Genomic DNA, 26,207 nt, shown 5'->3' with positions numbered 1-26,207 from the left:
TATGCGCCGGATCAGGTTCGAAGGGTATGTCTCAACCGCGACCCAGTGGCCACTGCCCCCCCGGCTTCGGGCGTCATTGGACCTGCAATCAATGAGAACGCCAAGCCAACACCGGTCAACGGGCTGCAGCTACTGCTGGGTGGCAGCGCCATGCGCACCGTCACGACCCACTAACGCAATCGTGACACGCCATTCAGTAACATCCCGCACAGGCTCGTTCCGAATGACTGCCTTGCGGCGCTTGCCGCCCCTCCTTTCCCGGCCGGGTGCAATGGTGCCAGCCGGTTGTCCTGCAAGCTCAGGCCCACTCCCCTCAATCACTCTTTTGATCGGAGAAGCTCCTTCATGGTGTTTCGTGTCTCCATTGCATTGGTCGCGCTACTGGTGCTGATTGCCGGCCTCGCGCCCGGCCCCTTCAACGACGTGGTGCAGGCCGCGCTGGCCCAGGTTGTGCGTGGCGCTGGCTGGATGTACCTGCTGATCGTGTTCCTGACACTCTCCTTCCTGCTGTACCTGGCATTCGGCCGCTTCGGCAGCCTGCGCATCGGTGGTGAAGATGCCGAGCCTGACTTCTCCCGTGCCAGCTGGCTGTCGATGCTGTTCGCCGCCGGCATGGGTATCGGCCTGGTGTTCTGGGGCGCGGCCGAGCCGATATCACATTTCGTCACTCCTCCCGAAGGCCTGCCGCCGCAGAGCATGGATGCCGCCCGTGCCGCGATGCGTTACTCGTTTTTCCATTGGGGCCTGCACCCGTGGGCGATCTATGCGCTGATCGGACTGGCAATGGCCTGGTTCCAATACAACCGCAATGGTCGCGGGCTGATCAGCGACATGCTGCAGCCGGTCATCGGCCGCCATCATCGCGGCTGGATCGGCAAGATGGTGAACATCGCCGCCGTGGTCGCCACCGCAATCGGTGTCGCCACCACGCTGGGATTCGGCACGATACAGATCGCTGCCGGCCTGCAACGTGTGTTCGGTGTTACCGCAGGCGTGCCGTTGCAGATGACCGTCATCGCCATCGCCTTTGTGCTTTACATGATCTCCACCACCAGCGGTGTGGACCGTGGCATCAAGTGGTTGTCCAATTTCAATCTTGCGCTGGCGGCATTGCTGCTGGCCGCCGTGCTGGTGCTCGGCCCCACCGGCTTCATCTTCGATACCTTCACCACCACCCTTGGCGCCTATCTGAACCAGCTGGTGACAATGAGCCTGCGCATGTCGCCCTTCTCGGGCAGCACCTGGGTCGCCGATTGGACAATCTTCTACTGGGCGTGGTGGATCGCCTGGGCACCGTTTGTGGGTTCCTTCATTGCCCGGGTATCACGTGGCCGCAGCGTGCGCGAGTTCGTGGTCGGGGTGGTACTGGCGCCAACCCTGCTTGGCTTCCTGTGGTTCTCCGTATTCGGTGGCACCGCGCTATGGGCGCAACTGTTTGGCCACGCTGATCTCGTCCAGGCGCTGGGCAATGGTTATGAAACGGTATTGTTCACGCTGTTCGACAGCATGCCGGCCTCCTTGCTGCTGTCGGGCCTGGCCTTGGTCCTGCTGGTCATTTTCTTCGTAACCTCGGCCGATTCCGCGGTGCTGGTGCTGGCCAGCATGTCCACCGATGAGGCCGGCGACCCACCGCTGTCACGCAAACTGGTGTGGGGCATCGCCATTGCACTCATCGCAGCGGCATTGCTGCTGGCGGGTGGGCTGGATGCACTGCAGGGCATGATCACCATTGCCGCACTGCCGTTCGCACTGTTGATGGTGCTGGTGATGGTATCGCTGTATCGCGTACTGGACGCCGAGCACAACCGCCAGCGTCGGCTCGCGCAGCGCGCACGGCACATGATCGAGGCATGGATCGAGCGCGAGCAGGCAGCACAGGAAGAAGCACGTGCAGTCACTGAGCGTTTGTCAGGTCTGGACAGGTAAACGGGAGCTGCGGGGGCTGTGAACTGCCGCGGCGCATCTGGCTGGCTTGGCATCCAGCTGCGTAATGGGGCTGAACAATTGGGTGATAAGGACGGCAGCGAAGAGCTACCCCTCCCCAACCCTCCCCTTCGCTGCGCGAAAGGGAGGGGGCAGAAGCAGCTCCGCCGCCATCTTGTAGATCGCCAAGAACGGCCCCCTCCCTTTCGCGCAGCGAAGGGGAGGGTTGGGGAGGGGTGCTTTGGCTTTGGCTTTGGCTTTGGCTTTGGCTTTGGCTTTGGCTCCGGTCCTGCCACAACCAAAAGAAGCGAAGATCAGTACCCCGCCGCCTGACCGTCCTTGCGGCTCTCCGAAGCACCGTAGTAAACGCCGCTTTCCGGATCACGCATGATCGCCTGGTAGCCGCCATAGGGGCCATCGGCGAAGGTCACGCGATGCCCCTTGCGCATCAGGCCACGCACGGTTTCCCAGCTGAAGCCGGTTTCCAGATTGACCTCGCCGCCATCACGCATCACGGTGGCCTGCCCGGTTGGCTCGGTCGAGCCTTCATGCTGGATGCGCGGCGCATCGCCGGCCTCCTGCAGGTTCATGCCGAAGTCGACCAGGTTCATCACGATCTGCGCATGCCCCTGCGGCTGCATCGCACCGCCCATCACGCCAAAGCTGGCGAACGGCTTGCCGTCCTTGGTGATGAAGGCCGGGATGATGGTCTGGAACGGGCGCTTTCCCGGCGCATAGCCATTGGGATGGTTCTTCTGCAGGACAAACATCTCGCCGCGATCCTGCAGGATGAAACCCAGCCCCGGCGGTGCCATGCCGCTACCCATGCCGCGGTAATTGGACTGGATCAGTGACACCATCATGCCGTCGGCATCAGCCACGGTCATGTAGATGGTGTCGCCCTCCTCCAGCTGCCTGGGCGTGCCCGGCTGTACTTCCTTCAAGGCCTTGTCCATCGAGATCAAGCTGCGACGCTGTGCAGCGTAGTCCTTGGATATCAGTCGCTGTACCGGCGCCGGCGAGAATGCCGGGTCCGCGTAGAAACGGGCGCGATCGGCGAAGGCCAGCTTCTTGGCTTCAACGAACAGATGGATGTGCTCGGCCGAGCCGAATGGAATCTTCGAGAAGTCATAACCTTCCAGCACATTGAGGATCTGCAGCGCTGCAATCCCCTGGCTGTTGGGTGGCAATTCCCACACGTCGTAGCCGCGATAGTTGCTGCTGACCGGCTCCACCCACTCGCCTTCATGGGCGGCCATGTCTTCATAGCTCAGGTAACCGCCATTGGCCTTGAAGTAGTCGCCAATACTGCGGGCGATTTCTCCTTTGTAGAAGGCCTCGCGACCACCATCGGCTATTTGCTGCAAGGTGTTTGCCAGGTTTGGATTGCGCCACATCTGGCCCTTGCGCGGCGCATGCCCGTCGATGGTGAACTGTTCCCTGAAGCCCGGATACTGCACCAGCTTCGGCACCGAGCGGTCCCAATAGTAGGCAATGACTTCCGCCACCGGGTGCCCTTCGCGCGCATAGGCGATTGCCGGCGCCAGATTCTCAGCCATCGGCTTGCGCCCGAAGCGCGCGTGCAATGCGAACCAACCATCCACCGCGCCAGGCACCGACACCGGCAACGGCCCGGTCGCGGGAATCTCCTTCAGGCCGCGCCGCTGGAACTCCGCCAGCGTCAGCGGCCGCGGCGAGCGGCCCGAACCGTTGTAAGCATGCAGCTTGTGTGTCTTCGGGTCCCAGACAATGGCGAACAGATCGCCGCCAATACCGTTGCCGGTAGGCTCCATCAAACCCAGCGCCGCATTGGCGGCGATGGCTGCGTCCACCGCCGAGCCGCCATCTTTCATCACGTCCAACGCGATCTGCGTGGCCAGCGGCTGCGACGTAGCCGCCATCGCGTGCGGCGCAATCACTTCGGAGCGGGTCGCAAATTCGTGACCGGTAACACGGTCTGCGGCAAACGCAGCCGCCGATACCGTGGCGAGGGCAAGCAGAAGCGCAGTACGCAGCATGGCAGGTGACCGGCAGGAGAATGCCGGGAAGATAGCTCTTACGCACGTCTTACGCACGTCTTACGCCGCCGCCGTATCTAGTCCGCTGAAACAAACCACCCGTCGCTGCAGACCCGCGCCGGGTACACAGGTTCTTCCACAAGGGGCTCTTCAATGCAAATGCGATCCAAGCGCCATCAAGGCGGTTTCACTCTGGTCGAAATGGCCGTGGTGCTGGTCATCATCGGCGTGATCATCGGTGCGGTGATGATCGGCCGCGACGTCCAGCGCAATGCCGAATACACGCGCATCAAGCAGAAGTACGTCGATCAATGGGTCGTGGCCTACAACAGCTACCACCAACGCTTTGGTGCCCCCGTCGGCGACAACCAGGCCGCGCCGCGCTTGATGGTCGCCGGCAAGGAATACGACATCGACATGGCCAACAACACCGCCACCAAGGGCGCGATCTGCAATGGCTCGGCGTCGACCAAGAGCGACCAGCCGGTATCGGCTGCCTCGCAGGACGGTGACAAGCTGCGTGACTTCATGCGCGGCGCCGGCATCAGCTTGCCGCCGGGCCGTGGTGAGGGTTTTGAAGACCGCTATGTCTATCTGGATACCAACGGCAACCCGCAGGAGATCCAGGTCTGCTTCCAGTGGAATCCGGCAGAGACCGCCTCCGGTGCCGGCAATGTGATGGTCCTTTCCGGCCTGACCCCGGATCTTGCCCGTTCGCTGGACCAGATGATCGATGGCAAGCCCGATCCGCAGTCCGGTGCGTTCCGTCAGGTGGGCCTGAACAAGCGCAGCGTCGGCAGCAATGCCGATGCCGAGAGCATGGAGTGGAAGGGCAACAACACCAACAAGTCGGGTTCGGCCGGCTCGGCCAACTCCAACGTCGCCGGCGGTGGCGATGACACCGACCAGATCATCACCCTGGTCGCCCACTACAAGATGAATCAGTAATCCCATGACCATCGCCTCCATGCTGGGCCGGCTGCGCCGGTCACGACGTCTCTCCCTGACGATCTTTGCGGTGACCCTGCTGGCCCTTGTGGTCACCGCCGTGTGGTTCATCTCCGCGCGCAGCAGCCTGGCCCGCGCCTACGACCAGCTCAGCAACAGGAACGAGCTGCTGTCGCAGGCCCGGATGGCCCAGCAGGAGGCGCAATTGAAGGTCGACAACGCCAACTCCGCCCGCCAGTTGCTGGATCAGCTCGCCGATCTGGGCATGGAACCCATTGGCTGGGGCGAGCGATTGATAAACCTCAATCAAAGCCAGATGTCGCGCGTGGATTCGGATGCATTGCTGGGCAGCATAGCGCCCAGCCCGGATCGCATCTTTGGCGCCGACGTCTTCGAGCTTTCGGTCACCGACCCGAGCGAAGGGCTGTTCCATCTGCCCACCACCTTGTCCGATCGCCCGCCGGCACCTTTGTCGCTCACGCTACGTGGGAGCCTCCTTTTCCGCACCGCGACCGGTCCATTGGCGTCGAACGCCCCGGTGCCCCCGCCACAAAGCACGCCCGGAGGCGCGCAGCAATGAGCATGCACAGCATCGTCCAGCTAGCCGGGCGCTGGCTTTCCTTTGGCCAGGACAGCGTCGCCATCAGCGAGACCCGCCCGCGGCTGGAAGGTCCCGCGTGGCTGTTCGCCGAATTCGAAGGCGGCAATAGCGGGGTCATGTCGTTGGAAGGCAGCTCCGCCCATGCCGTAGCCCTGATCGAGAAACGCCTGCGTGCCGATGGTCTGATCGATGGCGATGCCAAGATCCTGATCCACAAGAACCGCTCGATGGGTGCCGGCTACCAGACCTTGTATACAGCGGTTCCGCTGGATACCTGGCAGCAGAGCTATGCATGGGCCGAAGCCCAGCCGGACCACTGCCTGCTGTTGCCGATCACCTCGCTGATGTGGCGCACGCTGAAGCCGGGTGAAGGCCTGATCGTGCACTGTGGACGGCAGATGAGCGTACTGGCGCTGCGCAAGCACGACATCATCCATCGTGCATCGATGGCCTACAGCGAAGATCCATCCGACCTGTCAATGACCGCCAGCGCACTTGCCCAGCAGGTTGCGGATGATCTGTCGCGCAGCGACGAGGAACCTGATCCATTGCTGTTCCGCTGGTGCTCGTTGTTGCTCCCGGCTTCCGAATCGGAGCAGATACCGCTCAATGAGCGGCTTGCCGAGATCTTCTCGATCGCTACCGGCAGCCAGGTCAAGCAGGTGCCCATGCACATCTACCGCGATGAGCACGGCCAGTCCTGGTCCAGCGGCATTGCCTGGATGCGCACGCAGGCATCCTCGCGTGATGCGGTGAACCCCTTGCCCAGCCGCGCGGCGTACCTCGCCGAATGGGCCCTGCCAATGGCATCGGCCGCATCGCTGCTCATCGCCATTGCATTGGGTGCGTTGGGTACCCGCTGGATGCTGGCCGCGCACGATGCCAACGAACGCAGCGAAGCCATCAGCCAGGAAATCAGCACACTGGAGCAGGAAGCCCGCCTGCTCGCCGACAAGGCAAACATGCCCGCCGGGCTGGATGGTGCCCTGCAGTTCGTCAGCAAGGCCAAGGCATTGACCGATGGCATCGATCCGGTAACCGGACTGGAATCGGTGCGCAGGGCCGCACAGGACGAGGTCCGCATCCTGCGCGTACGCGTCGAGCAGCCCGCCCCAGGCCAGGCCAATGCAGGTCCGCCGCGCACGCTGCGCGTGGATGGCATGGTCGATGCGGACCGCGGCACACCTGGCATGCAGATCGCGGCCTTCGTTGAGCGCCTGCGCCAGGAGGGCTTCGATCCAGTGCCGCTGGATCCGCAATCCGGTGGTGCAACGCGTGCCGGTGGCGGGGTCTTCTCCTACCTGCTCAAGACCACCACCCCAACCAGCGCCGACGCAGTGACGGAGCCCACCACGTGAAGAAGAAATACATCGCAATGACGGCCCTGCTTTGCTGGCTTGCGGTCTCCGGCTGGCTGGCCTCCATGGTCGTCGCCAAGCCGGCGGTCCTGTTCATTGGCAACAACGCCGAGGAGAGCGCAGAAGCTGCACGCCTGCGTGCCTCCCTGCAACGCAACAAACTGGTACTGGAAACGGCAGCAACACTGCGACCGCAGCCGCGCTTCGAGGGTAGCCAACTGATCGCGGTACCGGACAGCCCCGCAGCGGGTAGCGCGGGCCCCGCCAGCAATGGCGTGGCAGATGCCGATACCTTGTCCCTCGTGCCGGCATCGCTGTCGCTGGTGGTCACCGCGGATGGTCGCTCGACCGCGATCATCAACGGCATGCCGGTTCGCCAGGGCGCGCGGCTGGACGATGGCACCCGCGTGCTTGCCATCGGCAGCAACTGGGCGCGTGTGCGCAGCCCCGCTGGAGAGGTAAGCACCTTGCGTGTGCGCCACATCGGCCAGTCGCCTGAAGCCGCCGGAGCCAGCCGATGAATCCCTACGTCAAGATCGGCGCGATTGCCGGCAGCATGATCCTGGTGGGGGTGCTCCTGACCGTGGGTCTGCGCAAGACCAGCAATGCCCCGCTCGCAGCGCCAGCCGCGACAGCGGCAACAGCAACAGCCAGCGATAGCGCCCCCCCGCCCACCGCTACCGCTGCGGAGATCACGCCGTCCGCCACCGCGACCGCAGCACCGTGGGAGACCGGGCCGCATGCACGCACCACCGCCCCGGCCCCGGCGGCCGCCATCCGCATGCCACCACCATCGCCGCCAACCTCCTCGAATGCGCAACTGCGCACGGCCATGGAGCAGATGGATCGGCAGATGACCCAGAACGAAGTGCAGGCACAGGCTTTGCTGCGGCAGCTCGATACCGCCCAGGCGACCGGCAATCTTCCTCCCGGCATGAACCCCGAAGCGGCTCGCAGCAACATCCGCATCGCCATCAGGGCCCAGCAACTCGGGCGGGAACTGGTGAGTGTCAGCCAGCAGCCAGATACGCCAGGGCGTCAGCAGCGCATGGCGCAGATAAGCAACGAGCTGATCACCCTGCGCGAGAGCCTGCGCTATGACGTCAACCAGCCCATCGCGGCCAAGACGACGCCCTGACATGCACGGCCTCCGCCTACAACGTGGATTCAACCTCCTCGAGCTGACGATCGTGGTGGGTGTTCTTGCGTTGCTGACCAGCGCCGCAACGGGCACCTACGAGGCATTCCAGCAGTCGCGCAGCTACAGCGAGGCCAGCGCACGACTCGGTGAATCACGACAGGCGATCAAGGCGTTCGTCATCCGCAACAAACGCCTGCCCTGCCCCGACAGCAGCCCCAAGGGTGATAGCGGCCGCGAGAACGGCGGCGTGGCGGGGTGCCCATTGGGATTGAACGTCGGATGGCTGCCATACGAAAGCCTGGGACTGACGCTGCCAGAGCAACGTGCACGCATCCGTTACGCGGTCCACCGCAGCAGTACGGCAGACCTGGTGATTCCTGCTGGCAGAGGGGCCGAATTCGCCGACAAGGACGGTTCCAGCAAGCTGTTGGCAACCTTGGCAAGCGCCATGCGAGCGCCGGCCACTACAGGCCAGCCGTACTACAAGATGCCGCCCGCCAATACGCCCTATCCAAGCGAGACACCCGCGAATCCGGAGGTTGCCTGCAATGGCGTCGGCGAAACGATCAACCCGGCGTTCGCGCTGATCGCGCCGGGCATGGACATGGACCAGGCCGGTGGTGCCGCTGCCGGCTTCGACACCATGAACAACGCCATCGCCACGCAGCCCGCCAGCTCGCTGTGCATGGCGCCGCCCGAGCGCCCCGCAAGCTTCCGCAATGACGACCAGACCAGTGCCGAGTCAGCCACCAGCCTGCTCGGTTGGCTGACCTCCCTTGAACGATAAGCAATCGACCCCGCATAACTCCGAGGCCTTTGAAATGACGAGCCACCACAGCAACTCACCCTGCCAGCGCCAGCCGCGCCATCTTCCCCGCCTGCTGGCCGGTGGTGTCGGCACGCTGCTGTTGGCTGCGTGCACCAACATGCCACCACGCAGCGTGCAGGATCTTCCGCCCGTCGAGCACAAGGCACTGGAGCGCACCAGCACCGCTCTCGCGGAGGAGTCCGCGAAATTCCTGGAAGCCCAGGACAAGCGCCTTGCGGCGATCGAACACAAGGGCACGGCAGCACCAAGCACCAAACCGCTGGCACCGGTGTATGACCCGCTGGAGCACAGCGTGGTCAGCATCAGCATGTTCGATGCGGATGTCGGGCAGCTGCTGTGGGCGTTGGCCGGCGAGCTGAAGATGAACCTCATCGTCGATCCCAAGGTGCTGGAGCAGAAACAACGTTCCAGCCTGCAGCTGAGCAATGTGTCGGCGCGCGAGGTGTTCAACCACATCCTCGATGCGTTCGACCTGCATGGCGAGCTGCGCGGCGGTGCGCTGGTGGTGAGCCAGACCAAGGAACGCATCTTCAACGTCGACATGCTCAACTCGGTGACGTCATTGGAGCTCAACAGCGGTGGCGACGTATTCGGCGCCGGCATGGCCGGCGAAGGCGGCGGTGGCCAGTCACTGCGTGGATCACTGAGCATGAGCGGCAGCGTCGGCAAGGACAATGATCCTTACAAGCAGCTCGCGGCGGCACTGGACGTGATCCTGGATACCGACAAGAGCAAGCAGGCCGTTGCGCCCACCGGCCCGGACCAGCCCAAGCCGGCGGCCACCGCCAGCTACAACCTGGATGCCGGCAGCGGCACCTTGTTCGTGCGCGCACGGCCCTCGCAGATGCGCGCCGTCGAAGAACTGATCGAGCACAACAAGCAGAAGCTGCGGCGTCAGGTACTGGTCGAGGCGCAGATCCTGGATGTGACACTCAACGACAGCAGCAACTACGGCGTCGACTGGAACCTGCTGCGTGATCGCGTCGCCGGCATCTATGGCGATACCGCCGCCACCATCCTGCCCGACGCCAATAGCCCGCTGTCCTATGATGGCCTCACCCGCCTGGGTCAGCAGCCGCGCACCATCACCTTCCCCAACCAGACGCTTGGCTCGGGCCTGGGCCGGGCGCTGGGGCTCAGCTACGCCACTGACACGTTCTCCGCGGCGGTGAATGTGCTGCGCGGCTTCGGCAACGTCAAAGTGCTGTCCAATCCCAGCGTGCGCGTGCGCAATGGCAGCCCCGCCTACCTGAGCGTGGGCACCAACATCCGCTATGTCACCAAGTCCACCAGCAACTTCTCCAACACCGGTGGCAGCGGTGGCTCCTACAACCAGTCCACCGACATCCAGACCGATTCGCTGTTCTCCGGCGTGGTGATCGGCGTGGCACCGATGATCCATGAGAACGGCAGCGTCGAACTGCTGGTCCATCCAATGCAGACCGAGGTCGATACCAGCAGCCTGGTCCTGCGTGAGTTCCCCAACGGCAACGCCGTTACCCTTCCACAGGTCAACGTCAAGGGCATCACCACCACGCTCAACCTGCGCGACGGTGACACGGTGATGCTCGGCGGCCTCATCGATCAGAATGCGTCGCTGGACGATCGTGGCGTACCGGGGCTGTCCGACGTGCCGGTATTCGGGCGCATGTTCGGTTCCCGCGCCAAGACCCATAGCACCCGCGAACTGGTGCTGGTATTGCGGGTGAAGGTGCTGTGAGCCTGATCTTCGACGCCCTGCGCCAAAGCGCTACGACTACGGCGACCGGCACTTCGCCGGCCGCCGCGCAGGCGCACGGCCGGACGTCGCGGAAACGTCTGTATTGGCTGGGGGCTGCGGCGTGCGTAGTACTGGGATCGACACTGGTGCACGTATTCTCCAGCAACGCCAATCCGGTACAGGCAGCGCATCCCCACAACCTGGCTGGCGCAGTGCAGGCTGCGTCGGCAGCACCCGCCCGCCAGGTCGCCCCCGCGTCCTTGCCAAGCACGGCGCCGCCGATTCCGGCCTTGCCGCCCCTGCGCCCGGCCGCGGCAGTGGCTGGCGCGGCGCCTGCGCTGCCGCGCTCGACCCCGTCGCCCGCCGCCGCTGCGGGGGGCGCAACCGACCGTCCCCCGATTGCTGCGGCGGCACAGGACGTCGTCCATGTGCAGTCCCAGCAGTTGAACATCACCGTCAGCAAAAGTACGGCACCAGCCGCACAGACACGGCCCGCGGCCACTACCACCAGGGACAGTGAAACCGCCATAACCCAAGCCATCCGGACGCTGCAGGAGGCGGTGGCACAAAAAGACGATGCCGCCGTCGCACTGCAGTTGCAGAGGCTGCGCCAGCTGCTGCCCGCCGATAGCCTGACCCTGCTGCGCAATGAAGCCTGGATCGCACACAACCAGGGCGACCTGCTCGCCGCGGAAGAACGCTATCGGCAGATCCTGTCGCGTGTGCCCGAAGACACCCAGGCCGGTGTGAACCTGGCGCTGCTTGAAGCGGCACGCGGGCAGACCGACAACGCACAGACACGCCTGTTGCGGCTCGCTGCGGAGAACGGCGAGTCGGCGCTGATCATCCAGGCACTGGCGCAGATCCGCGGAACGCAGCAATGAATCCGGCCACCCGCCAGCACCTGCAGCAGCTTGGCCTGCATCGTTCGCCGTTCCCGCCGACGCCGGACAGCGTCGCCTACTTCCAGACCGCTTCGGTGGAGCGCGAGCTGGTGGAGGCAAGCCATTGCCTGCGCACGCGCTCGGGCTTCGTCCTGCTCACCGGCGAGGTGGGTACCGGCAAGAGCACGTTTCTACGCCGCCTGCTGGCCGCGCTGGAAAGTGAAGACATGGTGGTCTCGCTGGTCTTCAATACCTATCTGCAGGGCAATGACCTGCTTGCGGCGGTGTTGCGTGACTTCGGCCTGTCGCCCGAAGCGAGTGCCGCCGACAACATCGATCGCCTCAATCGCTTCCTGCTCGAGCGTTGGCAGCGCCAGGTCACCTGTGTCCTGCTGATCGACGACGCCCAGAATCTGGACATCGAAAGCCTCGAGTTGCTGCGCCTGCTTACCTGTCTGGAATCCGGGCAGGAGAAGCTGCTGCAGATCGTGCTGGCCGGGCAACCGGAGTTGCTGCAGTCGCTGGCGCAGCCCGCCATCCGCCAGCTCAGCAGCCGCATCAGCAAGCATGTGCAGCTCTCGGTCTTGCCGCAGGACCGCGTTGCCGACTATGTCCATTTCCGCCTCGACAGCGCCGGTGCGGACGGCAGCATCGCGCTCGACGACGCGGCGGTAAGCGCGTTGCATCGCCTCAGCAAAGGCAACCAGCGCCACATCCACCAGATCATGGACCGCAGCCTCTATGGCCTGTACGGGCATAGCACTACGCCCAGGAAAATCGATGCGGCATTGATACGCACCGCCGCTGCCGAGGCCGGCATCCGTGCGCCGACGGCAGTGCGCAGACATACCTGGGCCCTGGCCGCTTCGCTGGGGGGCATCCTCGTGCTGGGCGCGCTCGCCCTCTCGTTGCGTCCGGCGGTCACCCACGCCGAACCGTCGGCGCCGGCGCAGCACTCCGCCATCACCCACGCTCAGCCCGATCCTGTGTATGCCAACGCCAGCTGCCTTGCCGGGCTTGGCACGGGCGCACAGCTCAGCGTCGCCGTCCGCGCCGAAGCCGCGGCGCTGCTGCAGCAACGCGCCGATTTCTGCCTGCAACGGTCAGCGCAAGGGCTGCGCGCCACCTTCGTGCCGCACATCTCCGCCACGCAACTGCTGCAGCGCCAGCCCAATACGCATGTGCAGGAACTGCAGTACAGGCTGCAACAGCAAGGCCACTATGACGGCCAGCTCGACGGCCGCTTCGGCCCCCTGACCCAGCGCGCACTTTCGCGCATGCAGCAGCGCAGCTTCCTGCCTGTAACAGGCACGCCGGACCCCTTGACCTTGCACCTGCTTTCACTCAGCAAGCCGCAAGCCACCTCCTCGAACGACATGGATCCCTCCGCCAATGGCCACGGTTGATTCCCGCATCCCCTCCGCCTCCGCCAACTCGAGCCAAGGTCTGGTAAGCCTTGAACAGGCCAAGCTGGGCGTACTGCTAAACGAGCAGGGGCTGCTTGACCCGATCCAGCTGCTGTACGCCCGCCAGAAGAACCTGGTGGAGCAGACCAGCTTCGGCCGCCTGCTGATCCGCCATGGCCTGGCCAACGAATCGGACATCGTGCGCACCCATGCAGGCATGCTGGGCATCGAGTTCGCGCCGACGGAAACCCTGCCGATCGCCGACCCGCAGATCCTGGCCATGTTCAACCGGGAACTGTGCCAGATGCGCCAGTTCCTGCCGCTGCGTCGCGACGGGGATCAACTGGAAGTCCTGCTCGGTGATGCCGACCAGGCGGCCGTGGCCCAGCTTGTGCTGCAGCGCTGTGGCCTGCGTTGCCGCTTCCTGCAAGGCGAGTACGGCAAGGTCGCGCGGTTGATCCGGCAGACCTATTACTTTGCACAGAACCCGATCGAAGCGCTGCTGGAGAAAGAGATCCGCCGCCTTGCGACGGACAACGACCACGCCTACAGCCCGGAGAAGTTGCTGGACTACCTGCTCCACCTGGCCGTTCGTGAGCGTACAACCGACATCCACATCGCGCCGTCCGAACACAGCCTGCATGTCCTGTTCCGCGTCGACGGCGTGCTGCGGCCGATGTGGGCCATGCCCAACTCGCTCAGCCGCCTGCTGGGTTACATCAAGCTCGCCTCGGAGATGGACATCTCCGAGCAGCGCCGTCCGCAGGACGGCAGCTTCCGCGCCACGGTGCTCGACTCCGCGCTGACCGTTCGCGTCTCCACCCTGATCACCGAGTCCGGCGAGCGCATGGTCATGCGCCTGCTGCCGGAGCACAGCGATCTTGCCGGCCTGGAGGAACTTGGCTTCTTCCCCGAGGATGTCGCCCTGCTGGAGCGCCTGTTCGCCAAACCGGCGGGCCTGATCCTCATCACCGGCCCTACCGGCTCGGGCAAGAGCTCATCGCTGCACGCCGCACTGCGCATGCAGTCCTTGATCGAACGCAATGTGCTGACGGTCGAAGACCCCATCGAGTACCGCGTGCCGGGTGCCGGTCAGACCGAGGTCAACCGACGCGCCGGCTATGAATTCGGTTCCGCCCTGCGCCACTTCCTGCGCCACGACCCGGACGTGATCCTGCTGGGCGAAATGCGCGACGCAGAAACCGCACAGGCGGCAATCGAAGCCGCCGCAACCGGTCACCTGGTGTTGTCGACGCTGCACGTGACCACGGTCTTCGGCGTGGTACCTCGTCTCCGTCCATTGGGCCTGGAGGCACAGGTGATCGCGGACAACCTGCTCGCGGTTGTCAACCAGCGACTGGTCCGCCAGGTATGTCCGTTCTGTGCCGCCGATGTTCCCTTCAGCGACAAGGAGTGCGAATGGCTGGAGCTGCCCATCGGCAGCCTTGGGCGCCGCGGCCCCGGCTGCGACCGCTGCCGTGGCAGCGGCTTCTATGGCCGACTGCCGGTCTACGACATCATGATCGTCGACGAACCCCTGGCCAATGGCATTGCCGATGATGTCAGCCGCGAGGCCCTGCGCGGGCTGGCCATGGGTGCCGGCTTCAAGGGCATCGAGCAGGTCGCACGTGCACGTGTCATCGCCGGCCAGACCACCACCGAAGAAGTGTTGCGCGTGGTTGGTGTAGGCCCGTCGCCATGAACGTCTACTACTACCGACTGCTGCTCTCCAACGGCCGCGTCCGCGCAGGGGTAACCCAGCTGGCGGTCGAGCACGATGCCTCCGCACGCATGTGGCTGGAGAAGAACTTCGATGCGGTGGTGCTGAAACTCTACCGCTTCCCTGGCTGGCTGGCGGAAACCCAGCGCTCCATCACCCACCTGATCAAGCCCAGCATCAAGCCGGTGGAGCTGGCCGGCATGCTGCGCGACCTGGCGGTCATGACCAGCAGTGGCATTCCGGTCATGGAGGCACTGCGCGCAGTCGCCAACGAGGTCAGTTCCGGCCGTGCTTCCAATCCGGCCCGGCTGGCACGGCGCCTGCTGGATGAGCTGGATGCCGGTGCATCGCTGAGTGATGCCTTCGGCCGCTATCCGGATGCGTTTCCCGAGACGGTTCGCAACCTGATCATGATCGGCGATGAAACCGGCTCGATGGACAAGATGTTGATGGAAGCGGCCGACCACGTCGAACGCATCTCGCGGATGACCGCCGACACCCGCCAGGCCTTGATCTACCCGGCCTTCGTGTTCTCGGCGATCTTCGCCGCCGGTGGCTTCTGGATCTACTACGTCATCCCCAACCTGTCCGACCTCTTCAAGCAGATGAACGCCAAGCTGCCGCCGCTGACGGTCTGGGTGATGCGCAGTTCCGAGTGGCTGATCGGGCACATCGCCATGATCGCCGCCGGCATGGTGGCGCTGGCCTTCGTGCTGTGGGTGACCTGGCGCTACAGCCGGCGCTTCCGTCGCGCCGTGCACTACACACTGCACAAGCTCCCCATCGCCAAGACCATCATGTTCTCCTCGGGACTGGCCTTCTTCACCGAATACATGGCCCTGCTGATCCGCGCCGGCGTCGACATGGTCAGCAGCCTGCAGGTGATGGAGCGCGCCATGCGTGACGAGTACTACCGTGATCGCATCATCGCCATCCGCCAGGTGCTTGAACGCGGTGACCGGGTGTCCTCGGCTATGCGCCAGGTGGGCGGTTTCCCCTCGATGATGGTGCGCATGATCAGCGTTGGCGAGGATACCGGCACCCTGGACAGCCAGTTCTCGCGGCTGTCCGAGGAGTACAGCCTGCGCCTGCAGCGCCTGATCACCAACCTGTCGGAGATCATCAAGCCGGTTGTCGTCCTGTTCGGCGGCGGCATGTTCGTTTTCCTGATCGTCGCCTTGCTGCTACCGGTCTACGACCTGGTACAGCAGGCCATCACATCGCCGCAGATGTAAGGACCGCCCCGACCATGAAATCAATCCGATCCAACCGTGGCTTCACCCTGATGGAGATGTCGGTGGTGCTGGTCATCATCGCGCTCATCCTGGGTGCGGTCACTGTCGGCCGCGACGTCTACCGCGGCGCGGTCGCCGAACGCATCAGCAGCGAGTTCGTGCAGGGCTGGATTCTCGCCTATGACCGTTACGCGAGCCAGACCGGTAGCGTGCCGAACGACGGAACCCTCACCGGCATGATTGGTGGCGGCACCGCCGCGACCGCGCTGTGCAGCACGCAGCTGGTCGACGAGATGCTCAAGGCGGGCGTGACCCTGCCACAAGGTGCAATGGAGGGCCGCCAGGATGCCTACATCTACCAGGACCGCAATGGCCTGCCGCAACGCCTGCAGGTCTGCCTGCAGGCGATCTCCGGCTGGCACGAACCAACCAGTTCCACCGGCTACGTCCAGCGAACACGCAACGTGCTGGTACTCCACGGTCTGACGCCGGAGCTGGCACAGCAACTGGATCAACGCATCGACGGCAAGGTCGATGCGCGCGCAGGGCGTGTGCGCGAGAAGCGGCCAGGTACCAACAAGGTCGCCACCCCCACGGAGAACGCCGCCTGGTCGCGCGACGAAATGAGCAATGCAACCACCAGCATGGATGCCGCCAGCGCAACGGTCACCGCCTACATAAAAATGAGCCAGTAATCGGACCTGCAGTCATGCACAACGTCAGCCCTGATCCACTCGCCGATACCTCCACACCCCCCGCCCAACGCGGCTTTGGCCTGCTGCAGGTCATGCTGGTGCTGATGCTGGCAGGCGTGGCGGTGGCCGCCGCCACCCTGCTCCTCAACGCCAAGCGACCACTCGCCCAGGCAAGCAACCAGCAGCACACCCTGCGCTGGGCGGACGAAGCCCTCACCGCGTATGCCGCAGCATATGGACGCCTGCCCTGCCCGGCCAGCCGCTGGAGCGAGGAACCCTCCAGCGTATTGGAGAGCTGCGTTGATGATGGCAGCGCCGGCTCGCCGCAGGCCGTCGGCTTCCTTCCCGTGGCCGTACTTCCGGGTGCCATGGAACTCGGGGCCGGCATCGGACCGATCCGCTACTCGGTATCACGCGGCGTGATCGCCACGGACCCAGCTGGCGCGCAGCACCGCCAACCGGCCCTCTCCGACACCGGCGACGCCTACATCCCGGTCAACGAGCAGGGCGAAGCCTTCGAGGACTATGTCGATCCGGCCGCGGGCCAGGGCAATGGCCTGGACTTCTGCGCCGCGCTCGGCCAGAACGCCGTTTCCGGCGGCATCGCCGATGCCTACGCCACCACGAGGACCGCAGACCAGCAGTACAACCTTGCCTATGGCCTGGTAGCGGCCGGTATCACCGGCAATGAAGGCAGCCGTTTCGACAGCACCGCCTCAGCGGCGTTGCCAAGTCCCGCCAAGCCGGGTGATGTCGACTACGACGACCGCACGCTTGCCCGCACCTTCGCCGAGCTGGCGCCACTGGTGGGCTGCCGCCAGTACGCGGCAACGAACGCGATGGAGGCCCCCAGCAGCGTGGCGTTGCTGTCCATGGACGTGTTGGCCGGTGCCGTCGCCAATCATGCCACCGTCATCGATTTCCAGGACACGAATGAAGGCAACGGTGAGGCCCAGGTCCGCGATGCCACCTTCGCCCAGGTCATGGCGATCACCTCCATCGTGCTCAGCTCGCTGACGCTGGTGGATTCCATCCAATCGGCGGTATTCCACGGTGTCACCCTGGGGATCGATACCGCGATATGCATCGCCTCGCTCGGTATTGTCTGCGCGCCGTTGGGCAAGGACATCATCGCCAATATCCTCAGCGTGGGCGCCATGATCCAGTCGATCTCGGCACTGGTGCAGAACACCGTGGCGCTGGTGCCCATCGGCCTGGCCCTGGATGCGAACGTCAAGGCGCGTGATCGCGCCAAGGAATCAGGGCAGCGGCCGGACACAACCTCGGTCGAGGGGGTGCTCAAATCAATGGAAAAGATGTTGTACGGCGCCGATGCAACCGTCTGCGAGACGAAGACAGACCCCACCACCGGACTACCGATACAGCGCCGGGACCCCGCCGGAGAATTGATTTTCAACGACGCGGGCATCCCGCAATACGAGTGTGAGGAAAAAACCGGCTTCCAGCCCGGGTTGAAGCAGGATGTCGAGAGCGCAAAGGTGACCGAGCGCAACATGGTCGCCGCCGAACAGGTGTATTACGTCAACCGCATCCTGCCGTTCGAGGACGCATCGCTGGCCTCGTTGATGGTGCTGGGCCCATCCGCGGCCAAGTACAAGAGAACCACCTGTGAGTACACAGGCTCCGGCCCATACAAGAACAGCAACGGCAACTGCGTCGCGGTCATCCCACCGGAACCCGCGGGCTGGAGCTCGGTGACCCGCTTCCTGCCCAATGCGTTGCAGGATGCCAAGCTCCGTCGCGGCTATGCCCAGCGATGGACCGTGCTGCAGCGCGAGGCCAATGACATGAAGCGTGCCATCGACCAGAAGACAGCCAACCGGACGCAGTGGCTGGGATTGGTTGCGGGTGCGGAGAAGGACGCCGAAAACGTATGTCGCGGGGCCAACAACCCCGACTCCATGCAGATCTGCAAGAACTCGCGCCAGCAGGTCCATTACATGAAAACCTGCACCTATACCCTGGCCAACCCCGATGGCTCCACCCGCGTGTTCAACGAACTCAGCCCGGGTGCCGGGGAGCCGATCAACTATGACGCCCAATGCACGCCGATGATCGATCTTGACCTGCAGCGCGCAAAGGACGCGCTGGCAAACAAGGAGCGCGACCGCGACGCTACCAAACGCTCCTACGACCGGCAAAGCTCGCCCTACCTGAGGTACCCGACCAGCTGGAACAATCGCAGGGTCGTCATCGATACCAGCGTCCCGACGTTCACCTGGGACACCAGCAATGTCTGGCGCTACAACGAGCTGCCGATCGATGGCGCCAATGGCGTACATCTCATCAGCACGGAAAACGTGGTGTCCGGCGATGCCTGCGATTTCCTCAGGACGACCGGGCAATCGGGGTCCGAGTGCTCCCGCTATCCCTACTCCCGCGCCTATGGCGACTGGCTGCAGGCCAAGGAAGGTGCGGACAAGGCAATCACAAATCGCACACAGACCGAGGCCCGCTTCAAGGAGCTGGAAGCCAAATATCTCACGCTGCAGAATGCAGCAGGGCCGGGCTCAGGCAACGAGGAGGCGCTGGTAGTGGGCGCTCCCGCGCTGCTGCTGAAGGCCGACACGCGCGGCGCGGTGGGCCCAGCGCGCCCCGCGGTGGCTACGCCATGACCATCCATCGTCACGCACAACGCGGCTTCAGCCTCGTCGAGATGGCCATTGCCCTGGTGATTGCAGGGTTGATCTCGGCCGTGGTGTTCGCCTTGATACCTGCGGGCACGCAGGTGCTCAAGGCTGACAATGACGAACAACGGATGGCACAGGCCGAGCATGCCCTGCTGGGGTATCTGCGTGCCAACCTGAAGCTTCCGGCGGCGGACACCGATGGTGATGGCCGTGCCAATCCGGGCCAGACCGCCGGATGGCTACCGGTACGCGACCTGGGCCTGTCCAGCGACACGCGCATCCTCTACCAGGTGCAGGCGGATCTGCTGCCGACGCTTGGCAGCCATTTTTCCCCGCGCATCCCCGATGGCACTGCCACCAACCCGACCTCGCCGATAAACGGGCTGGACCTGTGCCTGCGCCTGATGGACCTGCAGAAAACCGCGCCGAAGCTTCCTGGCATCGAGTTTGCTGCAGCCTATGCACTGGCCATCAACAACCATCGCGCCGATGTCGGCGCGGATGTCGGCAGTGCCGCAATTGCGTTTCACCTGCCCGGGTTGCCAGACAATGCGCATCGCCTCACCCAGGCCGCCGGCATTGGCGAGCTGTCCAGCCGTCTGTCCTGCAGTGACCGCGTGGGTCGTGCGCAGGGAGCCGCGCAGTCCGCGGCAGCGGCCTACAGCACCGCTCGGGTCGCCGAGTTCAATGCCCGGTTCCGGAAGTTCGACGAGCGGACAGCGCGTGCGCTGAAGGCCGCCACCGATGCCGGCATGGCCGCTGCCGGCGCCGCACTGGCATTCGCAATATTCGATGAAACAATTGCCGCAGTGATGACCACACCAGGCGACTTCGAAACGCCGCTGAAGATCACCATCGCATTGGGCGAGCATGCCAATGCACTCACCGGCATCGGCTATGCGAGTTATCTGGTCCACCTCGCCACCGGTGAGGTGGAAGAGGCCGAGGCGGCCTTGCAAGCGGCAAAACAAGCCAAGGAGATCGCCGCCACACAGTGGCAGAAGGCCTCCGCAGCAAGCCAGGCCGCCAAGCAGAGTGCCATAGCCCTGGACAGCGCAGGAATCGATAAATGAGTCACCCCAACATTTCCTCATCCCGCGTACGTGGCTTCTCGCTGATCGAACTTACCGTATCGCTGGTGATCCTGGGCATCGTTGGCGTGCTGCTGGCACGGTGGCTGATGCTCAGCCACAGCGAGAGCCAGCAGATCATGCAACGCACGCTGCTGCAGCGCGCCGACGATGCGCTGCTGGCCTATGCGGCAAGCAATCATCACCTGCCCTGCCCGGCTGCCGATAACAACGGCATCCCCGACTGCAGTCTGGAACATGGCCAGCTGCCGTACCGGGAGCTCGGTCTCCCGGACCAGCGCGCTGCCGGCCTGCGCTACGCGGTCTATCGCAACAATGCGCTCGCCGCTGTTGATCCGGATGTGACAACCGTCAACGCCGACCTCACCGTGGCAGCCAACCGCGCGCCCACCCTGCAGGTGCTAAGCAATGCCACGTCTTCCAGCATCGCCTCGATGGTGATGCTGCCCGACACCTGCACGAAGCCGGGGGCTTGTGACGACACAGCCGACCTCGAGGTCAATGGCCTGGACTTCTGCTACGCACTGCGCAGCGCGATGAACGGTGGACTGCAAGCCGGGCAGCTGCGCACCCTGCGCGCGGAGGGGAGCGGCGAGGCCATGGTGGGCAATATCGCCTATGCACTCTCCACCGCTTCACTGGACTCCGCGGCGAGCAGCGCACTGCCCTCTCCACGGCGACCTGCCAGCGTCGAACATCCCGAAAGGGTACGCGCGGTAGGCCTGGAGCAGGTGTGGACCCGGCTGCGCTGCGGTGAATCGGTGGGTGCAGCCCTCCACGCCCATGCCAATGCAGCCGCCGCTGCTGCCATCAACGTACCGGCGATGGAGGACTACGCCGAGCAGCTCTCCATCATGTCCGAGCTTGCACGGGCGTCCGACAAGAGTGCGGATGCCGACATCCAGTCGGCAGTCGCGCAGATATCCGCCGCCATGGGTGGCAGCAACGATACCGTGTCTGAAGCGTTCAATACCTATGGCGCATGGACCTGGCGCGCCGGTTTGTCCATCGTGGGGGTAGGCAGTGCGATTGGCGCCACGGTCGCCGCCGCAGCCTCCAAGGCCAAGTCGGTGGAAAGCGTCAGGACAGCGGAGAAGACCGAGGCGGCATTTGCCAGTGGCAACCCCACCGACGACGACCCCGATCGTACCGTGTACTCACTCACCAGCCGCTCGACCGAACTTGCCAGAACCATCGACCTGGAGGCACGCAGGGCGGATATGTTGGGCATATCGCCGCGGCTTCCCCAGCAGGCGGCGGCCGAAGGTCTCAAGTAGGCAAGGCCGCGGTTGTTGCATGGAACCCCGACCACCAACGCCGCCACCCAAGGCGGCGTCCAGAAAGACAAAGCACCGCCGTAACCTGTCCTGCACCGGCAGCGGACGCACCGTCATGCTGCTTTTCCGGAACGAAAAAGGCGTGCCGCGAGGCACGCCCTTGCAGTGCTCCGGGGGATGTCGCTCACGCCAGCGCGACGCGCCCCATGTGCGTCCGCTCCGTCCCCATTCCGCCGCTCCGCGCGGATGCCAGTGCCCCTGCCCCGCTGGATATCTGCGCGAACAGGTGGCGTATCTCCTTGCCGGGGTCCAATCCCAGTTCGGATCGGAGCATCACTTCGAAGCGCTGATAGGCATTGACGGCGGCGCTGAGCATGCCGCTGCCGGTATAGGCCCGCATAACCCGCTGCGCGTGCGCCTCGTTCCACGGATCATGCTGGCCCAAGGCGCGCGCCATCAGCAGCGCGCGCTCCCATTGGCGGCTCGACAGCAGCTCATCACAGCATTTCTCCGCGGCCGCAACCAGCCTGCCATCCAGTTCCTGCCGACTGGTCTCCAACCAACTACGGAAATCTATGCCGGCGATATCATCCATGCCATCCAGGAAGCTGCTGTGCCTTGCCAGCATATAGACCGCCTGGCAGGGCACCGATTGCAGCAGGTCGATGTCAAAGCGCATCTCCTGGTCCCGGAACAACCCCACGCTGCCGCGCTCGATGCGCAGTATGTCCGTGCCGAGGGCTGCACTGCAGAAGCGGTTGAGATTGCTCAGCACCTGGCGCAGATTGGTCAGTGCACTGGTTTCGCCCAGCGTCGGCCACAGCAGCGCCGCCAGCGCCGTGCGCGAATGCATGCGGTTTGACTCCATCGCCAGGTAGCCCAGCAGGGCCCAACCCTTTCGATAGATCAATGGTGCCGGCAGGCCGTCGCCCTGCCCCATCAACTGCACCAGACCCGTGACCGGTGCGCTGTTGTGCCCGCCACACCGGTTTGCGCCTATGCATGGCGTGTCCTGCTCTACTACGTGCGTCATGGTTTTGCCCCCGGTTGGCCCAGCAAATGAGGCCCTTACTTGTTAAACCGGCAAAAGCAGCGCAATCCAATCATCAATCTGCGAATGATCGCGTTCGGACCTTGGTCGGGCTGCTGCCGTGGGGCGAAATCCGCGCAATCGGCGCGCTGCGGATCGGCCCCGACGTAGGTTTCAGCCGCAACCATGCCGCTACGACGGGGCTTGCGCGGCAAATCCAGGCAATCACACCTGCAAGCGTTGACACCGCGTCTACGGGGTGGTTATCTCGACCCATGCTGCAACGCCACAACGCCACCGCTGACCTGACTTCGACCCCGGCCCACGCCGTGGCCTCGATTCTTGTACTCGTACTTATTACCGAGCCAACAGGTGCGGGGCAGACTGGCGCGTAACGTAAAGACAGCCAGATTCGACTAAAGACCCCGCGCCGACCCCGGTGCGGGGTTTTTCGTTTCCAGCTTCTATTTCATCTGAAACCATGTACCCAACCACTGACACCACGAACAAACACACCGCCAACGCTGCCTGCCGCAGCGCTGCCGCCTGCATGGTGTCTGCCCCGCCCGCCCCGGCCGCTGCGTCCTGACGCAACGGCCGTTTTTATTTCTGCATGTCTCTCTTGATCGCAAGGAACCCAAGCACCATGAGCACCAACGAACTGCCCCAGATCAAAATCGCCGTCGTCGGTTACGGCAGCCAGGGCCGCGCCCATGCCATGAACCTGCGTGAATCCGGCTTCGACGTGGTTGTCGGCCTGCGCGCTGGCGGCCCCACCGAGGTCAAGGCACAGGCCGATGGCTTCACCGTCAAGACCCCGGCCGAAGCGGTCAAGGACGCCGACCTGGTCGCCGTGCTGACCCCGGACATGGTGCAGAAGAAGCTCTACAACGAGGTGCTGGCACCGAACATGAAGCAGGGCGCCTGCCTGCTGTTCGCACACGGCCTGAACGTGCATTTCGGCATGATCGAGCCGCGCGCCGACCTGGACGTGGTGCTGGTCGCGCCGAAGGGCCCGGGTGCGCTGGTGCGCCGCGAGTATGAAATCGGCCGCGGCGTGCCGTGCATCTACGCGGTCTACCAGGACAAGAGCGGCAAGGCCGAGCAACTGGCACTGGCCTATGCCGCCGGCCTGGGCGGCGCCCGCGCCAACATCATCAAGACCACCTTCAAGGAAGAGACCGAAACCGATCTGTTCGGTGAGCAGGCCGTGCTGTGCGGTGGCGCTTCCTCGCTGGTCCAGGCCGGCTTTGAAACCCTGGTCGAAGCCGGCTACCAGCCGGAAATCGCCTACTACGAAGTGCTGCACGAACTGAAGCTGATCGTCGACCTGTTCTACGAAGGCGGCATCACCCGCATGCTGGAGTTCATCTCCGAGACCGCGCAGTACGGCGATTTCGTCAGCGGTCCGCGCGTCATCGATGCCTCGGTGAAGGCCCGCATGAAGGACGTGCTGACCGACATCCAGAACGGCACCTTCACCCGGAACTGGGAAGCCGAGTACGACGCCGGCCTGCCGAACTACAAGAAGTTCCAGCAGGCCGACATGGAACATCCGATCGAGAAGGTTGGCAAGGAACTGCGCGCCAAGATGGTTTGGCTGCAAGGTCAGACTGCGTAATCCGCGGTCCCCCACCCGCAACTGGCAAAGGTCGCTGCATGAACACTTCCACCCCCGGTGCGCCCCGTAACGGCGCACGCTGGCTGACGCAGGCCCTGGAAGCCGAAGGCGTGCAAACGCTGTTCGGCTACCCGGGCGGCACCATCATGCCGTTCTACGACGCATTGGTGGACTCCAGCCTCAAGCACATCCTGGTACGACACGAGCAGGGTGCGGCGCTTGCCGCCAATGGTTATGCCCGCGCAAGCGGCAAGGTAGGCGTATGCGTGGCCACCTCCGGCCCGGGCGCGTCCAACCTGGTCACCGGCATCGCCGACGCCATGCTCGACTCGGTACCGATGGTGTGCCTGACCGGCCAGGTCGGTACCCCGCTGCTGGGTACCGACGCGTTCCAGGAACTGGATGTGTTCGGCATGACCATGCCGATCGTCAAGCACAGCTGGCTGGTGCGCAGCGTTGATGAGCTGCCGCAGGTGGTTGCCGAGGCCTTCCGTGTCGCCCGTGAAGGGCGGCCCGGTCCGGTGCTGATCGACCTGCCCAAGGACGTGCAGCTGGGCGATGCCTCGCACCTGCCCGATCACGTGCCGGCCTCGATCGATCCGGTTCCGGCACCGTCGGCCGAGCGTTTGGCCGCTGCTGTGGAAATGATCGCCGCTGCAGAGAAGCCGGTCATCTATGGCGGTGGTGGCATCGGCCTGGCCGATGCGGTTGGCGAGTTCCGCCACTTCGTCGAAAGCTCGGGTATCCCGACCGTGCTGACCCTGCGCGGCCTGGGTGCACTGCCGGCCAATCACCCGCAGTACCTGGGCATGCTGGGCATGCACGGCACCCGCGCCGCCAACATGGCGGTGCAGGAGTCGGACCTGTTGATCGTGGTCGGCGCCCGCTTCGATGACCGCGCCACCGGCAAGCTGGCCGAGTTCGCGCCGTTCGCCCGCGTCATCCATCTGGATGCCGATGCCTACGAGATCTCCAAGCTGCGCGCGGTCGACATCGCCATCCCCGGCAACGTCAAGACCGGCCTGCAGGCGTTGACCAGCATCCGCAGCAGCTGCAACAGCTGGCGCGCACGTTGCGCCGCCAACCGTGAAAAATTCGCCGCCCGCTATGACGCCCCCGGCCACGACATCTATGCCCCGGCGCTGCTGAAGCGGCTGAGCGAAGTGGCGCCGGCGGATACCGTCATCGCCTGCGATGTCGGCCAGCACCAGATGTGGGTGGCCCAGCATTGCCGCTTCAACCACCCACGCAACCACCTGACTTCCGGTGCGCTGGGCACGATGGGCTTCGGCCTGCCGGCGGCGATGGGTGCACAGTTCGCCTGCCCCGATCGCACCGTGGTGCTGGTCTCCGGTGATGGCAGCTTCATGATGAACGTACAGGAGCTGGCCACCATCGCCCGCTGTCGCCTGCCGGTGAAGATCGTGCTGCTGGACAACGCCTCGCTGGGCATGGTCCGCCAGTGGCAGGAGCTGTTCTTCGCCGAGCGTTACAGCGAGATCGATCTGTCCGACAACCCGGATTTCGCAGCGCTGGTGCAGGTATTCGGCATCCCCGCCACCCGCATCACCCAGCGTGCGCAGGTTGAAGACGCACTGGCCGCCATGCTGGACACGCCCGGTCCGGCGCTGCTGCACGTGTCCATCGATGCACGCGCCAACGTGTGGCCGCTGGTGCCACCCAACAACGCCAACAGCACCATGCTGGACAGCAACCCAGCCCATGCCAAGGCAGTGCAGGAGAGTTCCAATGCAATACCGGCTTGACCTGGTGCTGAAGCCTGCCGAAGGCGCGCTGGTGCGCGTGATCGGCATGGTCGAACGGCGCGGCTTTGCCCCCAGCAACATCGCCGGCAATCGCAATGCCGACGATGCCGGCCGCTGGCACGTGCAGATGGACATCCATGGCACGCGCCCGCCGGAAACCCTGTGCCACCAGTTGCAGAAGGTCTACGACTGCGAATCCGTGCAGCTGGTACCGGTAGCAGGTGCCAGCGTATGAGCAGCGACGTAAGTGGCGTACCGGTAGTACGCCGCCACAAGCCACGGAGGCGTCTTCT

21 protein-coding genes are annotated in these 26,207 nt (G+C 64.5%); 19 read left to right on the top strand and 2 right to left on the bottom strand.

The features are described 5' to 3' along the window. The first annotated feature begins 345 nt into the window (after positions 1-345). The gene (locus AC1VXC_RS04840; protein ID WP_481538908.1) at positions 346-1,926 is read left to right on the top strand and encodes a BCCT family transporter; all 1,581 of its coding nucleotides are present in this window, start codon (positions 346-348) and stop codon (positions 1,924-1,926) included. A gap of 311 nt (positions 1,927-2,237) precedes the next feature. Here the strand turns inward: AC1VXC_RS04840 and ggt are convergent, their stop codons facing one another. Next, positions 2,238-3,941 (bottom strand): gamma-glutamyltransferase, encoded by a 1,704-nt coding sequence (ggt, locus tag AC1VXC_RS04835; RefSeq protein ID WP_481538909.1) that lies wholly within the window; start codon positions 3,939-3,941, stop codon positions 2,238-2,240. 153 nt (positions 3,942-4,094) lie between these two features. Here ggt and AC1VXC_RS04830 point away from each other — a divergent pair, with 153 nt between their 5' ends. From AC1VXC_RS04830 to AC1VXC_RS04760, 15 genes are all read left to right on the top strand, one after another. Continuing rightward, positions 4,095-4,889, top strand: a complete 795-nt coding sequence (locus AC1VXC_RS04830) for a prepilin-type N-terminal cleavage/methylation domain-containing protein (RefSeq protein ID WP_313173532.1) — start codon at positions 4,095-4,097, stop codon at positions 4,887-4,889. 4 nt (positions 4,890-4,893) lie between these two features. Further along, positions 4,894-5,469 carry a hypothetical protein gene (locus AC1VXC_RS04825; RefSeq protein ID WP_481538910.1) on the top strand — a complete coding sequence of 192 codons (576 nt, stop codon included), beginning with the start codon at positions 4,894-4,896 and terminating at the stop codon, positions 5,467-5,469. Next, positions 5,466-6,848 (top strand): hypothetical protein, encoded by a 1,383-nt coding sequence (locus AC1VXC_RS04820; protein ID WP_313173534.1) that lies wholly within the window; start codon positions 5,466-5,468, stop codon positions 6,846-6,848. The genes AC1VXC_RS04825 and AC1VXC_RS04820 overlap by 4 nt, the downstream gene beginning before the upstream one ends. Then, the gene (locus AC1VXC_RS04815; protein WP_481538911.1) at positions 6,845-7,369 is read left to right on the top strand and encodes a hypothetical protein; all 525 of its coding nucleotides are present in this window, start codon (positions 6,845-6,847) and stop codon (positions 7,367-7,369) included. Before AC1VXC_RS04820 ends, AC1VXC_RS04815 begins: the two co-directional genes overlap by 4 nt. Then, positions 7,366-7,986, top strand: coding sequence for a hypothetical protein (locus AC1VXC_RS04810; protein WP_481538912.1), 621 nt, complete (start codon positions 7,366-7,368; stop codon positions 7,984-7,986). The genes AC1VXC_RS04815 and AC1VXC_RS04810 overlap by 4 nt, the downstream gene beginning before the upstream one ends. A gap of 1 nt (position 7,987) precedes the next feature. Beyond that, the gene (locus AC1VXC_RS04805) at positions 7,988-8,776 is read left to right on the top strand and encodes a type II secretion system protein (protein ID WP_481538913.1); all 789 of its coding nucleotides are present in this window, start codon (positions 7,988-7,990) and stop codon (positions 8,774-8,776) included. Positions 8,777-8,810: 34 nt separating this feature from the next. Beyond that, positions 8,811-10,538 carry a pilus (MSHA type) biogenesis protein MshL gene (gene mshL / locus AC1VXC_RS04800; protein WP_313495736.1) on the top strand — a complete coding sequence of 576 codons (1,728 nt, stop codon included), beginning with the start codon at positions 8,811-8,813 and terminating at the stop codon, positions 10,536-10,538. 146 nt (positions 10,539-10,684) lie between these two features. Beyond that, positions 10,685-11,422 (top strand): hypothetical protein, encoded by a 738-nt coding sequence (locus tag AC1VXC_RS04795; RefSeq protein WP_482995009.1) that lies wholly within the window; start codon positions 10,685-10,687, stop codon positions 11,420-11,422. Continuing rightward, positions 11,419-12,828 carry an AAA family ATPase gene (locus AC1VXC_RS04790; protein ID WP_481539730.1) on the top strand — a complete coding sequence of 470 codons (1,410 nt, stop codon included), beginning with the start codon at positions 11,419-11,421 and terminating at the stop codon, positions 12,826-12,828. The genes AC1VXC_RS04795 and AC1VXC_RS04790 overlap by 4 nt, the downstream gene beginning before the upstream one ends. Next, on the top strand, positions 12,815-14,530 hold the full coding sequence (locus AC1VXC_RS04785) for a GspE/PulE family protein (protein ID WP_313173541.1): 1,716 nt from the start codon (positions 12,815-12,817) through the stop codon (positions 14,528-14,530). The genes AC1VXC_RS04790 and AC1VXC_RS04785 overlap by 14 nt, the downstream gene beginning before the upstream one ends. After that, complete coding sequence (locus AC1VXC_RS04780; protein ID WP_313173542.1) at positions 14,527-15,783, top strand: type II secretion system F family protein; 1,257 nt, start codon at positions 14,527-14,529, stop codon at positions 15,781-15,783. The genes AC1VXC_RS04785 and AC1VXC_RS04780 overlap by 4 nt, the downstream gene beginning before the upstream one ends. Positions 15,784-15,797: 14 nt before the next feature. Then, positions 15,798-16,478 carry a type II secretion system protein gene (locus tag AC1VXC_RS04775; protein WP_313173543.1) on the top strand — a complete coding sequence of 227 codons (681 nt, stop codon included), beginning with the start codon at positions 15,798-15,800 and terminating at the stop codon, positions 16,476-16,478. A gap of 14 nt (positions 16,479-16,492) precedes the next feature. Beyond that, complete coding sequence (locus AC1VXC_RS04770) at positions 16,493-19,114, top strand: hypothetical protein (protein WP_481539731.1); 2,622 nt, start codon at positions 16,493-16,495, stop codon at positions 19,112-19,114. Next, on the top strand, positions 19,111-20,202 hold the full coding sequence (locus AC1VXC_RS04765; RefSeq protein WP_313173545.1) for a type II secretion system protein: 1,092 nt from the start codon (positions 19,111-19,113) through the stop codon (positions 20,200-20,202). Before AC1VXC_RS04770 ends, AC1VXC_RS04765 begins: the two co-directional genes overlap by 4 nt. Next, positions 20,199-21,497, top strand: coding sequence for a type II secretion system protein (locus AC1VXC_RS04760; RefSeq protein WP_481539732.1), 1,299 nt, complete (start codon positions 20,199-20,201; stop codon positions 21,495-21,497). The genes AC1VXC_RS04765 and AC1VXC_RS04760 overlap by 4 nt, the downstream gene beginning before the upstream one ends. A gap of 184 nt (positions 21,498-21,681) precedes the next feature. On the opposite strand, the gene AC1VXC_RS04755 is transcribed toward AC1VXC_RS04760, so the two are convergent. After that, the gene (locus AC1VXC_RS04755) at positions 21,682-22,530 is read right to left on the bottom strand and encodes an AfsR/SARP family transcriptional regulator (RefSeq protein ID WP_313173547.1); all 849 of its coding nucleotides are present in this window, start codon (positions 22,528-22,530) and stop codon (positions 21,682-21,684) included. A 643-nt stretch (positions 22,531-23,173) separates the two neighbouring features. On the opposite strand from AC1VXC_RS04755, the gene ilvC reads away from it, so the two are divergent. From ilvC to AC1VXC_RS04740, 3 genes are read left to right on the top strand one after another with little or no spacing between them, the layout of a single operon-like run. Then, positions 23,174-24,148 carry a ketol-acid reductoisomerase gene (gene ilvC, locus AC1VXC_RS04750; RefSeq protein WP_313173548.1) on the top strand — a complete coding sequence of 325 codons (975 nt, stop codon included), beginning with the start codon at positions 23,174-23,176 and terminating at the stop codon, positions 24,146-24,148. 38 nt (positions 24,149-24,186) lie between these two features. Continuing rightward, positions 24,187-25,914, top strand: a complete 1,728-nt coding sequence (gene ilvG, locus AC1VXC_RS04745; protein WP_481538882.1) for an acetolactate synthase 2 catalytic subunit — start codon at positions 24,187-24,189, stop codon at positions 25,912-25,914. Next, on the top strand, positions 25,898-26,149 hold the full coding sequence (locus AC1VXC_RS04740; RefSeq protein ID WP_313173550.1) for an ACT domain-containing protein: 252 nt from the start codon (positions 25,898-25,900) through the stop codon (positions 26,147-26,149). Before ilvG ends, AC1VXC_RS04740 begins: the two co-directional genes overlap by 17 nt. The last annotated feature ends 58 nt before the right edge of the window (positions 26,150-26,207 follow it).

The organism is Stenotrophomonas sp. STEN033, assembly GCF_056856655.1.
This window is presented reverse-complemented; position numbering and strand designations above follow the sequence as displayed.